General features: G+C 44.0%; 11 protein-coding genes and 1 pseudogene. 10 read left to right on the top strand and 2 right to left on the bottom strand.

The annotated features are described in order from the left end of the window. Positions 1-101: 101 nt before the first annotated feature. Positions 102-689, top strand: a pseudogene (locus MHI51_RS11815) (cupin domain-containing protein); the annotation flags it as partial. Between the two features lie 300 nt (positions 690-989). Here MHI51_RS11815 and MHI51_RS11820 read toward each other — a convergent pair. After that, the gene (locus tag MHI51_RS11820; RefSeq protein ID WP_076219444.1) at positions 990-1,985 is read right to left on the bottom strand and encodes an acryloyl-CoA reductase; all 996 of its coding nucleotides are present in this window, start codon (positions 1,983-1,985) and stop codon (positions 990-992) included. A gap of 139 nt (positions 1,986-2,124) precedes the next feature. Here MHI51_RS11820 and MHI51_RS11825 point away from each other — a divergent pair, with 139 nt between their 5' ends. The 7 genes from MHI51_RS11825 to MHI51_RS11855 all read left to right on the top strand — a co-directional run bounded on the left by MHI51_RS11825 (position 2,125) and on the right by MHI51_RS11855 (position 8,474). Next, on the top strand, positions 2,125-2,700 hold the full coding sequence (locus MHI51_RS11825; protein WP_076219443.1) for a hypothetical protein: 576 nt from the start codon (positions 2,125-2,127) through the stop codon (positions 2,698-2,700). A 323-nt stretch (positions 2,701-3,023) separates the two neighbouring features. Continuing rightward, positions 3,024-4,442 carry an NAD-dependent malic enzyme gene (locus tag MHI51_RS11830; RefSeq protein WP_076130640.1) on the top strand — a complete coding sequence of 473 codons (1,419 nt, stop codon included), beginning with the start codon at positions 3,024-3,026 and terminating at the stop codon, positions 4,440-4,442. 116 nt (positions 4,443-4,558) lie between these two features. After that, complete coding sequence (locus tag MHI51_RS11835) at positions 4,559-5,092, top strand: AAA family ATPase (RefSeq protein WP_076219442.1); 534 nt, start codon at positions 4,559-4,561, stop codon at positions 5,090-5,092. Positions 5,093-5,171: 79 nt separating this feature from the next. Then, positions 5,172-5,306: a hypothetical protein gene (locus tag MHI51_RS11840; protein WP_256715869.1), complete on the top strand. Its 135-nt coding sequence runs from the start codon at positions 5,172-5,174 to the stop codon at positions 5,304-5,306. Positions 5,307-5,430: 124 nt separating this feature from the next. Then, the gene (locus MHI51_RS11845) at positions 5,431-5,874 is read left to right on the top strand and encodes a GNAT family N-acetyltransferase (RefSeq protein ID WP_076219441.1); all 444 of its coding nucleotides are present in this window, start codon (positions 5,431-5,433) and stop codon (positions 5,872-5,874) included. 31 nt (positions 5,875-5,905) lie between these two features. Next, positions 5,906-6,397: a DinB family protein gene (locus MHI51_RS11850; protein ID WP_076219440.1), complete on the top strand. Its 492-nt coding sequence runs from the start codon at positions 5,906-5,908 to the stop codon at positions 6,395-6,397. Between the two features lie 88 nt (positions 6,398-6,485). Next, positions 6,486-8,474, top strand: coding sequence for a CotH kinase family protein (locus MHI51_RS11855; RefSeq protein WP_405173892.1), 1,989 nt, complete (start codon positions 6,486-6,488; stop codon positions 8,472-8,474). Positions 8,475-8,545: 71 nt separating this feature from the next. Here the strand turns inward: MHI51_RS11855 and MHI51_RS11860 are convergent, their stop codons facing one another. After that, on the bottom strand, positions 8,546-10,240 hold the full coding sequence (locus tag MHI51_RS11860) for an ABC transporter substrate-binding protein (protein ID WP_405173893.1): 1,695 nt from the start codon (positions 10,238-10,240) through the stop codon (positions 8,546-8,548). Positions 10,241-10,352: 112 nt separating this feature from the next. Between MHI51_RS11860 and MHI51_RS11865 the strand changes: the two genes are divergently transcribed. Together MHI51_RS11865 and MHI51_RS11870 are read left to right on the top strand one after the other, a co-directional pair. Continuing rightward, positions 10,353-11,864: a DUF4153 domain-containing protein gene (locus tag MHI51_RS11865; RefSeq protein WP_076280880.1), complete on the top strand. Its 1,512-nt coding sequence runs from the start codon at positions 10,353-10,355 to the stop codon at positions 11,862-11,864. Positions 11,865-11,888: 24 nt separating this feature from the next. Beyond that, the gene (locus MHI51_RS11870; RefSeq protein WP_076130648.1) at positions 11,889-12,413 is read left to right on the top strand and encodes a hypothetical protein; all 525 of its coding nucleotides are present in this window, start codon (positions 11,889-11,891) and stop codon (positions 12,411-12,413) included. Positions 12,414-12,452: the final 39 nt, after the last annotated feature.

Below are 12,452 nucleotides of genomic sequence, written 5' to 3' on the forward strand. Positions count from 1 at the left end.
TTTATCAGGAGTAGTGAATCTCCGCACCTAGGCATAGGCAAACGCATATCTTGTGTTTAGGGAAAGCAAAAATTTATAGCAACAGAAAGGTAGGAAAAAAAGTGACTTCATACATGGACTATACGTCCCCCAATACAGAGTTTACTTTTGATGTGAACACTAATACACTTTTTAAAAAAGATGCCAACAACTTCATTAACTTGCTGTCGGTTAAACAATTGAATACGCTCGAGAACATATCACTGCTGGATATTTTTCTTAGCAAATCAAATGTGGTTGAACCTCATTATCATCAAAATGCTGCAGAGCTTGTGTATTGTATCTGCGGTTCAGCGGTAGTGTCTTTAATCAATCCGTTCACAAATGAACTTCTGCATTTTCCGATTTGTCCGGGTCAAGTGGCAAATGTGCCGCAAGGCTGGTGGCATTATGAGATAGCTACTGTCGATAATACACATCTGCTCGCGATTTTTGATGCACCTATTCCTGAGGTTATCTTAGGTTCGGATATTCTTAGCAAAACCCCGGCAAATGTATTAGCCCATACTTACTGCTTAAATGAAGCTAAGGTAAAAGAAGCTTTAGCTCCAATCAAGCCTGGAACCTTCATCGGCCCTCCTGCTGACTGCTGCGAAGAAGATAAAGTAATGGGCAGCAGCAATATGGCTCCTAATATGGCCCCTAACATGGCTCCAAATATGCAAGCCAATGTTAAACCAAATATGCATCCTAATATGCAGCCAAATATGAATCCTTACGCTCATATGCAGGCGCAACCCATCCCGATATCTTCACAAATGCCTCCAGCTACACAAGCCTTTAATTATCAGCCTTACCCGATGCAAGGGTACTACACGCAGGGTTATGATCAGCATTATCGCCAACAACCCTATGTACAGCAGCAGCCGCATTACCAATATCCGAATAACCAAGAGTAAACTAAACAAACCTCCCGGAACTCTAGATTCCGGGAGGTTTCGTAATTAAACCTAGGATAAACGGACAAGTACTCTTCCTCTAAGGTTTCCTTGTAGAATATCTTCCAATGCTTGCGGTAGCTCGTTTAACGTGACTTCACGATCCACGAGGTTCTCCAGCAGACTTGGCTTCAGATCGCTCGCCATCCGTTTCCAAGCCTGCTGGCGAAGGTCTGCAGGACATTCCACAGAATCTATACCGAGAAGGTTAACACCCCGAAGAATAAACGGAAGTACTGTAGTTGGAACTGAAGTGCCTCCGGTTAAGCCACTTGCAGCTACAGAACCTCTGTAGGTGATTTTACTCAGAACTGCGGCAAGGGTGTCACCACCCACCGAATCTACTGCGCCTTGCCATAATTGTTTGTCCAAGGGTTTGCTGGCGCCGCCAATGACCTCTTCACGTGAGATCACGTCTTCGGCTCCTATACCTCTAAGGTAATCGGCAGCTTCGGCGTTACCTGTGCTTGCCACTACGCTATACCCTTTTGCGCCAAGCATGGCAATAGCAGATCCACCTACACCGCCGGTAGCGCCTGTTACAAGTACTTTGCCTTTGTCCGGGGAAACGTCATGATCTTCCAGGGCTAGTATGGACAAGGCGGCTGTCAGTCCTGCAGTACCGTAGATCATAGCTTCTTTAAGCGTCAGGCCTTCTGGAAGGGGAGTGATCCAACCTGCGGGAATACGAGCGTATTCGCTAAAGCCACCAAAGTGTGATACGCCAACACCATATCCTGTCGCAATGACTTGCTGCCCTTTATGAAACCGCTCGTCTGTGGAAGATACCACAATACCGGATAAATCTATCCCTGGAATAAAGGGATATGTTCTTAGAATTTTACCGTTTGGAATACTGGCTAAACCGTCTTTATAGTTTACACTGGAGTATGCAACCTTAATTACAACCTCTCCAGCTGGCAGATCCTCTAGGGTAACCGGTTTAACAGCTACGGAGAAGGATGATTCTGTTTTGTCGACAACTAACGCTTGAAATGATTCTGTCATAAGTGTGAGCTCCTTCAACTACGTTATAGGTAAGACATGTATATAATATTTATTCTGCCCGGTCAACTTGTGATTGTCTATGATATAGCGCAATTGTTTATTAAGGTTCCGTTAAATCGCGTGATAGAGGGTGAAACTTATGAAATGGAAAAATTTAAGGGTTACAGTCTTAGTGGGTATCACATTAGTCTCACTTGGTTTTAATGGATATTCTTTTTATAACAAGCCACCAAAAGAGACTAACCCAACTACCAAGGAGCTAGTTCAAACTATGGGTGTGATTTCAATCCAATCTAACTCTGAGAGCGGAGTGCAGGGTGAGAGTGTGGAGGAACTGAAAAAAATTATTTATAAGTTACCGCAAGTGGAGAAAAAATTAGCTTTTATAAAGGGCGTTATCACAGAAGGGAATACGGTTTATCTGGATCTGGATGAGGTGGAATGGTTCGGTGGAGCGGCGGCAGAAATTGCAGCTAAAGAAGATGGTGTAATAGAACCCGAATCATTGCCTAATGGATTCTATATCCGAAATGCAAGCGAAGAAATCAAGCGGTTTAAGCTGGAGACTGATGTAACTATAGCTGAACTAAACGGGGCGAGACATCAGCAAGGGGACTATACGAGTTTTATTAGCGAAGAGCTAATGGATAGATTATTCCATCTGACATTTGTAGAAGGTAAGGTTGTTTTGCTAGAAGAGCAGTACAGACCTTAGTGAAGGAGAACAACTAGAAAGGGCCAGTGGAGAAAAGAAATCGGCAGGATGCTCTACAACATGCAGAAAAGGTAATGAAGAGTAGAAGAGCTTACGGTTTGTTTATGCTTACATACACTTAAGATTATGATGAATTTTATTTTTATGGGAAAAATGGCTCTGTGCCCGTAGCTGTCATACCTGATGTATTTGGGTCGGGTGCGGATGGGGATACTGTAAGAAGAAAAATTTTTCGTTGATCTAGTTAATAGGCGGAAGATATGTTTAAATGGGAAAGTATAGTATTTTTTAAATAATAGGATTGAAGAAAGAGAGGCTAATTCATGTCGATTGCGACTACAATGATTATCAGGCTCGAAATTCGGAAATCGGTTGCATCTTTTGGCGATGTTGCTTCAGGAATTGCCGCAGCTGGCGGAGATATTGTTGCTATTGACGTGATACGTGCAGGGAAGGATGTCACTACCCGAGATATAACAGTGAATGTGCAAGACGCAGCTAATGGAGATATTATCTCAATATTATCGAAGATGCCGGGAATTAAAATAATCAACGTGTCGGATCGGACCTTTCTGGCTCATCTTGGCGGAAAAATTGAAATCACACCTAAAATGCCGATTAAAAATCGGGAAGATTTATCCTTAGTGTATACGCCGGGGGTAGCCCGGGTATGTACGGCGATTGCCGAAGATCCCAGAAAAGCTTATTCTCTGACGATGAAAAGAAATACAGTTGCAGTCGTTTCGGACGGCACTGCTGTGCTTGGACTAGGGGATATCGGGCCGGAAGCCGCTATGCCTGTCATGGAAGGTAAGGCGATGCTGTTTAAGCAATTGGCGAACATTGATGCTTTTCCGCTGTGCTTAAATACCAAAGATCCGGATGAAATTATCAATATCGTAAAAGCAGTTTCTCCTGGCTTTGGAGGGATAAACTTAGAGGATATAAGTTCGCCACGCTGCTTTGAAATCGAACGCCGGCTTGCGGAAGAACTGGACATTCCGGTATTTCATGATGATCAGCATGGAACATCCGTGGTGGCTTTTGCAGGACTTTTGAATGCGCTTAAAGTTGTAAATAAATCTATTGAAAATGCACGGATTGTTGTTGTGGGTATTGGGGCGGCTGGGGTGTCCATATGTAATCTGCTGCTGGCAGCGGGTGCGCGTTATATTTATGCGGTTGATCGTGAAGGCGTTCTCAGAAAAGATCTCCAGTATGATAATCCGGAATGGCAGAAGCTTGCTGCCGCAACCAATCCTGAGGGAATTGAGGGTGGAATAACGGAGGTTATACGAGGGGCAGATGTCTTTATTGGGGTGTCCCGTGGGGGAATTCTAACCGTGGATCATCTCAAAAGCATGGCCAGTGATAACATCGTTTTTGCGATGGCTAATCCTACACCGGAGATTGAACCGGATTTGGCAGAACCTTTTGTTCGCGTTCTAGCGACAGGCAGAAGTGATTATCCGAACCAGATCAACAATGTGTTATGTTTTCCGGGTATTTTCCGTGGCGCACTTGATTGCCGGGCTAGAACTGTGAATCTGGAAATGAAGCTGGCTGCGGCAAAAGCCATTGCATCAGTCGTTCATCCGGATGAACTCAATGAGCAATATATCATCCCGAGTATTTTTAACGAAAAAGTAGTTGAGCAGGTGCGCCTGGCAGTAATCCAAGCGGCTATATCCACGGATGCAGCACGCCGGATTCCTAAAGACGTAGCAGCTATAACGGAATAAGATTTATACGATAAATGGACTGCTTTGCTTACTTAGAGAGCAGTCTATTTGTTTTTATACTTGGAGGAAAATTGCCCGAATTGCAACTTTAAATCCACTTAAAGGTGAGGGAAGGTATGAGAAGAATTCATATTATGGGAGCCTCAGGCGTAGGAACGAGTACATTAGGTTACGAATTAGCTAAAGTGTTGCCACATGTCCAGTTAGACAGTGACGACTATTTTTGGGAGCATAAATTCACTAAGCAGCGTGAGGTCAATGCGCGATTAGCGAAACTTACAAGCGATTTGACCCATAAGGAGCCTTGGATTTTAAGCGGTGCGGTATGTGGCTGGGGAGATGGCCTTCGACCATTATTCGATTTGGTTATTTTTCTAGGACTTCCACCGGAAATTCGTTTAGATAGATTAAGAGCCAGAGAGTACGAGAGATATGGTGATCATATTTTGCCTGGAGGAAGTAAATACGAAGCATATCAGACCTTTATGGAGTGGGCGGCATTATATGATGTTGCTGGAGTTGAAGTCAGGAGCAAAGTGCTGCATGAGGAATGGATGTCCGCACTGGAATGTCCTATTTTACGAATAGAGGAAGATTTATCGGTTGGAGAGCGCGTTGAGATCGTGCTGAGATATTTACAAATGGTATAGGAGGAACTTTTGGTCGGCGGAATTTATTCAACAGGATACAGAAGAATTCAGCAATAATGTTGAGGGAGTCAAAGGTGAGTTGAAGTCCGTACATTCTGGGATTGGTGCGTTTGAGCGAGAGGATTCTATCATCAAAGTGGTAGTAGAGTGGGATGGACAGAAAGACGAATTCGAGTTGAAGGAAGTTTGGAATTATGGGCATTACTCTTTATGAAGGTATTAATACAGCAGTTGGTCCAAAGAGGTTATAATGGAAAGCGAATATCTCATCCACGGAATGGCGGACTGTATGTGTATGAGCAGGGCTGTTAATTTAAAAGAAAGCAGGATGAACAATCATGGTTGTTATTAAAGAAATAGAAATGGAATCTCTTCCTGAACTGGGGAATTTATATCAAGAGCTGATGAATAAACCGTCTGACCTTAATAGGCTTGAAGAAGTATTTAAAGGGGTCAAGGCGGATAACCGCTACATCCTGTTGGGTGCTTTTGTAGAAGGAGAGTTACTAGGGTCTTTGATGGGGATCGTGTGTCAGGACTTAGTGGGGGACTGCAAACCGTTTATGGTGATTGAGAATGTGGTGGTTTCAGCGCGGGCACGCCGTCAAGGCGTTGGCAAAAAACTTATGAACGCCATTGAACAAGCGGCCCGGGAAAGAGACTGCTATTATATCATTTTAGTCTCCGGTGAGCAGCGGAAGGAAGCGCATGTGTTCTATGAATCGTTAGGTTATAGAGATGAAAAGGTGGAGGGATACCGAAAACATTTAAGCTCCCATTAAAAAGTACACAACTTTCTAGGAGGTTTTTAACCTGCAAACATTTTTTCAATATAACTGGATGGTCCGTGAACAATGGTATGAGTGGTGTGGAGATATTTCTGAGGAGGAGTTGCTCGCAACACGTATAGGTGGTGTAGGCAGTATTCTTAAGACGCTTTTTCACATTGTTGATGTGGAGTGGAGCTGGATTCAAGTATTGCAAGGAAAGCCGGATTTCCAAGAGGATTTTGAGCGGTACAAGACTTTGCAGCAAGTACGAGAATTGGATGCAAAATTCCACACAGAGGTGGAACCCTTTGTAACGGCTTGGCATGAGGGGCTGGAGCAGAGGATTTTTGAGGATCATCTTCCGGATGGCAGGATCGTGACTGATGCCTGGGGTGAGGTAATGCGCCATGTGATTGCTCATGAGATTCATCATGTCGGGCAATTATCGGTCTGGGCTAGAGAGATCGGAAAACCGCCGGTTTCAGCTAATCTGATTGGCAAAGGGCTGATAAACAGCCTACCTGGCAAAGCATAGACAAGCTATTCAGCGTATATTCAGATTCATATTTTACAATCTCCTTGAACTGCGAAAACATAAATCTGTACTTCAAGGAGGATTACACATGGTGAAGAAGAAAAATTTGCTGAGAAAGTTCATGGCAGCTACACTAAGTCTTGCTATCGTCTCAACGGCGTTTGGTGTTGCTGGAAACACGCCCGTAGTTAGTGCGGCGGATGCAGGTGTAACGAAAGCGTATGAATCCCTGTTCGCGGGTGACAGAATCATTGATGTTAAAGTAACGATTGATGATGCGGATTGGAAAAGTATATTAGCAAGTCCCCTCGAAAAAGAATACAAAAAAGTTAAGGTTGAAGTTGACGGGAATGTTGTTGAAAATGTTGGATTTTCTACTAAAGGGAATCTGACGTTAAAATCGGTAGCCAGTATGACAGACTCGGATAGATACAGCTTCCGGCTGAAATTTGATAAATATGATAAGAAGCAAACGTTACTTGGTCTTGATAAAATGGTACTGAACAACAATTACTCAGACCCTTCGTATATTCGTGAATATTTACATTACGAAGCGCTTCGTTCTGTAGGTGTGGATGCACCTTTGACTGTGTTCACCAACCTGTATATCAACGGAGAATTATATGGTTTTTATGTAGGTGTGGAAGCGATAGATGATAGCTATCTAGAACGTACCTATGGAGAAAATTATGACGATGGTGTTCTGTATGATACAGAAGAAAAAAGTTATCTGCAGTACAAAGAAGGCAGTGACTACGAAACAATAACTTATGATACAGGTAAGGAAGATGATAAAGCTTCGTTGAAGAACTTCATCAAGGTGCTGAATGAGATGCCTGCCGGTGAGAAGGGTTCTATTGAAAGTGTGCTAGATGTGGATTCGGCACTGAAGTATATTGCCGCTAATGCTGTATTGGGTAATTATGACAGCTATAACGGGGATAAAGGTCATAATTATATGTTGTACGGGGATGCATCCGGTAAATTTAGTGTACTTCCATGGGATATGAACATGTCCTTTAACGGGTATTCTGGTGGCGGAGGCGGCAGAACAGGTACAACAGACACAACAGCTGCTGCGGGCACAACTTCTACATCGGCAACAACCCTTGCAGCCAATACCAACGCAGTAACTGCATCAATTGATAATCCAACGCTTGGGATAAGTTTAGATCAGGTCCCAATGATTGCTAATCTGTTGGAAGTGCCTGAATATAAGACTAAATACCTGAAATATGTATCTGAGCTGGTTGATTATTTGGAAGGAATTCAGAGCAGAATTACTGAATTGGCTACCTTGATCAAACCTTACGTTCAAGCAGACCCAACCAAATTTTATACCATGGAACAATTTGAAAGTAATGTTACTTACTCAGCAACAGGTGAAATGGGTGGTAGTGGAGGAATGACTCCGCCAGCTGGGATGGAAGGCATGACTCCTCCTGAAGGGATGGAGAGTATGACACCACCGGATGGAACGACACCGCCAGCACGTCCTGATAATACAGCGACTGCGACTGATGGCAATCCTACACCTCCAACAGGTAACGCTGGAGGCGGGGGACAAGGTATGGGGACAATGGCAGCAGGTTCGATTATGACCTTTGCGCTGAACAGACTTGCTAATCTGCAAGGCCAGCTAGGACTTAACGTCACACCTCTACCCTCTGTAACTACAACGCCATCAACAACGAATCCGAACACGACGGGCACTAAGGGAATATCCGTACTTTTAAACGGAACAGCGGTCAGCTTTGCAGATCAGCTTCCTGTGAATAAGGATGGCCGTGTGCTGGTGCCAGTGAATGCAATCTTTAATGCTCTGGGTGCTACAGTAACCATGGATCAAACGACTAAGAAAATTACCGCAATAAAAGACAATACAACGATCGTAATGGCCATTGGCAGCAAGACTGCTTACATCAATGGCAAAGCACTCACACTCGACGTTCCTCCGCAAATTATCGGAAACCGGACACTGGTTCCGGTAAGATTTATTTCCGAGGGATTGAATATGGATGTGAAGTGGGATGCAGGGACTTCTACAGTTACAGCTACGACTAAAACAGCAGCTTAATAATTAGCTTTATCGCGTATGCGGAAATCCGGGGCAAGCTCTGGATTTCCGCATTTTTTACTTCAAGCAGATCAACTCGTGCTGCTACTAGAGAGCAGTGGCGGAAACCAGACATGACGAAGATCGACCCAACCCTGGCTATTGAAGCTAACCCCGCGGACAGAGGGGAGATAAGCTGTCTGAGTCGGCTTTTCATACAAAATATGTAGGTGGTGCTCTTTAATCAGACGGTTCTCGATGATACTGAAACTTTCCGCTCGGGCCACCGGATTAGGTTCGCGCGCGATGGTATACAGCCAGCCTTCTATATCCGCCCGGGTATGCGGTTCAATATGCTGGGAGAGCGTGAGGTATAGATCAAACAAACGAAGTTGTTCATCCTCGTCACGGAATAATGAGAAAACAATCAGGTCTGATTCCAGCCGAATCGGACCTTTAAATTCCTCTGGAGACACGGAAATGACATTGCATTTATAACCTTGTTGCTCTAGTCTAGTGGCAATAAAATCAGCATCGCCAGCATATTGTGGAATCGTAGAGATTTGCAACGTGATTTCTTGATCTTTTATCGCTTCTTGCTCGATGTACGCTGAATCGTCTTTTAAACAGGAGACTATTTTTGCCCGAAGCAGGGGATCGCTTAGCGGTCCCTTTTTTTGCGTATTGCAGGTGACGAATTTCCGAATGGAAGACTCCGAATGAATTCGGCTCCAGGTCGAAGAACTGGCGGATGAGGGATTCTGAATCACGTGAAAAGCAGAACCCGTATCAGAGGATGACGTTTCGGTATCCCACGGGACATAAAGGATTTCAACCCGATCTAAATGAGCCCGTCCTTGAAAATAATAAGGAAAAACCTCCAGCACACAAGTGTCCTCGGTCATATCCACAACCTTAAAGGGACCAGTCCCCACGGGTCTACGGCCAAAGCTCTGCTCATCCATTCCTTCTAAATCACGCGGTACAATTGCGGCTCTGCTCGTACACAAAAATGGCAGAAATAGTTCATTAGGCTGCTTAAGCGTAATTTGAACGGTAGATGGATTTAATGCGGTGACCCGCTGGATTTCTTTGAAAATATAGCTATAGAGTGTCCGTTTAGAGGTTTGCATCAACCGTCCCAGGGAATAGACTACATCCTTGGCTGTCAGCACTTTTCCATGATGGAATAACACCTCTTTGCGTAGAAAAAAAGTCCAGAGCGTCCGGCTCTCATCGACTTCCCAGGCGTGAGCCAGACAGGGAACAATTTTGTCCCGTTCACCACTTCGTTTCACTAACCCGTCGAAAACATGGCTGGAAACAAATGACTCTGCCAGCAGATTCATATAGAGCGGATCGAAGGTATGGAGCTGCTGGGTAATAGGCAGCCGGAGAGTATCAATTTGTTTGTCACTACGAATTTCAGAATGATGCCCAAAATAGGTCAGCAGCCAACCCTGCAGTGTATCCTGCAGTGAGGTGGAGCTGGCATGGGTTTTGATGCCTTCTATAGCGTTGTGGACATCTTTGCGGCTAATCGCCTGCATCATGGATTGAAGGGCTATTTCTTCGGAGGGAACAAGAAATTGCAGCAAAGAGCGGCTTCCCCGTCCACGCTTAGGCGTCCATTTGATCCATTCCTGCAACATCATTTTATTCACAATATGCATGGCATTGCGGTGTGTACAGCCGAAAATCAATGCCAACTCATCCATCGTCACTGAGATTTCTGTGGCTCCCCCAAAATGAGATTGCAGCTTTAAAAATTGGCTATGCAGCTTCATTGTTTTGGTTCCTTTCGGAAAATAGGAAATTATAAATAAATTCTTTCTCTTTTTTTTCTTATTTTATCACGTAAAATAAGGATGAGAAAGTAAGAAAATGGGGGTAATTACCATGACCGAGGAAATGGAAACGGGAACGGGACTTAGGCTTAATCGATCGCTTGCTGCTTTGCTTGCCGCGTTCTTACTGGCAATAGTTCATCAGTATTTATTTTATGGAAAGCTGGCGGGCCTATCGTATCCAATCTTTGTATGTCTGTTCTATGCGTTCATGCTTTATTATGCCAAGGCTAAAATCCGCAAGCTTAACAAATTCAGTTACTTCTGGTTTGGAGCGATTTTTCTACTTTCATTAACCTATTTATTCTTTCATAATTTTTTCTTCTTTGGGCTGAACCTGCTGGTGATCCCGGTGTTGATTTTATTACATATGACTTATTTGCTTAGTGATAAACGGCCGGCTTGGAGCCGGCTTGGATTAGTGGGGAACACGCTGGAGCATGTGCTTCCACAGAATTTCCGCCATTGGAGCACTGTGTTTACGATCATTAAAAGGTCTGGCGGCAGTAAAATGAAGGACGAGCGTAAGCAGGTCATGGGGAAAGTGCTGATAGGACTTGCGATCTCTTTTCCAATATTGCTGGTTGTGGTGACTCTGCTGTCCTCAGCGGACGGAGTGTTTCATCATGTACTGCTGGCGCTGCCGAATGTGCTGGATCGGATTTCATTTGGGGAAGGTTTTGTGCGGGTGCTGTGGATTATCCTGCTGGGCATGGGCTTGTTCGGCTTAGTGTGGGGGTATGTGGATTCGAAAATCTATGACTGGAATATGCAGCCTAAGGAATATGGTCCAGTGCTGGCGCCTGTAAGCTTTAAAATGGATCCGATAATTATGACGACGATTCTTATAGCCATTAACACGGTATATGTATTGTTTGTTTTCGTACAGTTTTCTTACTTGTTTGGAGCATGGGAAGGGATTTTACCAGAGGGCAGCTCATATGCTGATTACGCACGTAGTGGATTTTTTGAGCTGATTATGGTGGCTGCGATTAATTTCGTGATTTTGCTGCTGGCTTTGGTATCGGAAGGAAAAAGAAGTGGGGGGCTGCAAAAATTCATTAATGTCCTGCTCTACATTCTGGTTGGTTGCTCGACAGTTATGTTATATTCCGCCTATACCCGTCTGACTCTATATGAAGAGGTGTACGGCTATACCACGACTCGGTTTTTAGTGCATGCATTTATGATATTTATGGGCTTATTGTTGGTGGTTGCAGCCTTACGGATAGCTGTTCAGCGTGTGCCATTGGCGAAATGTTATATTGTGCTGGGCTTGATCTCCTACGTCGTCATGAACTATATCGGGATGGATGTTATTATCGCTAATAAAAATATGGATCGCTATGCGGCAAGTGGTAAATTGGACGCCAATTATTTGGTCCGTTTATCTCCGGAGGTCATCCCTTCTCTGATAAAGTTTAGTGAACAGGAAGATGGGATGCTGGATGATTTTTTAAAGAATGAATGGAGAGAACTCAATAAGCGTGAGCAGGCATGGCAGTCGTTTAATTTCCCGCAATATCTGGCGCAGCGTGAGCTGGCTGAATATTTTGCACAGTAAAGGTAAGAAGAAGGTGTGAGGTCAGTGAGGAAGAAGCCATTTAAAAGAGGCTGGTCATTTATCATTATTTTTATTACGGTAGGTTTAAGTTACGGGATCTATCATATCTACTTATACAATGCGCCCAAACAAAATCATTACTCGCGTGTTTCCAGCACCCATCTTGAACAGGAAAGTCTGGGCGGCATTCAGCTGCTTCAAAGCCTTGATTCAATCGCTAGGGAACCTAAGCCAAATAATGATATAGAGCGGTATCAGTATTATGATCTGGGTCACGAGACAACAATAGCCACAGCACGTGGTGATGATAAGATCATTCTAATCAGCGTCTATTCCGATCATACGATGAGTACGGCAAGAGATATTCATATTGGAGCTTCAGCAGACGAAGTGATCAAGGCTTATGGCACTTCTTATTATAAAAGAGGGGAGCAAGGGGCTGAGATTATCGGATACGTGGATAAAATCAACCATCGGAGTATTGAATTTTGGCTGCAGGATCAGAAGGTAGATATGATTCGTTATTGTGTGGATTCTGTTGTAATGTAAAGTGTCACAGGAAAACCTTATTAAAAAGGACATATGTCC

This window comes from Paenibacillus sp. FSL H8-0260, from assembly GCF_045040625.1.
GTDB classification, from domain to species: domain Bacteria; phylum Bacillota; class Bacilli; order Paenibacillales; family Paenibacillaceae; genus Paenibacillus_AQ; species Paenibacillus_AQ odorifer.

Excerpts from the sequence above, each read along its gene's own strand:
- MHI51_RS11820 (WP_076219444.1), bottom strand. The coding sequence starts at position 1,985 with ATGACAGAATCATTTCAAGCGTTAGTTGTCGACAAAACAGAATCATCC.
- MHI51_RS11825 (WP_076219443.1), top strand. The coding sequence starts at position 2,125 with ATGAAATGGAAAAATTTAAGGGTTACAGTCTTAGTGGGTATCACATTA.
- MHI51_RS11830 (WP_076130640.1), top strand. The coding sequence starts at position 3,024 with ATGTCGATTGCGACTACAATGATTATCAGGCTCGAAATTCGGAAATCG.
- MHI51_RS11835 (WP_076219442.1), top strand. The coding sequence starts at position 4,559 with ATGAGAAGAATTCATATTATGGGAGCCTCAGGCGTAGGAACGAGTACA.
- MHI51_RS11845 (WP_076219441.1), top strand. The coding sequence starts at position 5,431 with ATGGTTGTTATTAAAGAAATAGAAATGGAATCTCTTCCTGAACTGGGG.
- MHI51_RS11855 (WP_405173892.1), top strand. The coding sequence starts at position 6,486 with ATGGTGAAGAAGAAAAATTTGCTGAGAAAGTTCATGGCAGCTACACTA.
- MHI51_RS11860 (WP_405173893.1), bottom strand. The coding sequence starts at position 10,240 with ATGAAGCTGCATAGCCAATTTTTAAAGCTGCAATCTCATTTTGGGGGA.
- MHI51_RS11865 (WP_076280880.1), top strand. The coding sequence starts at position 10,353 with ATGACCGAGGAAATGGAAACGGGAACGGGACTTAGGCTTAATCGATCG.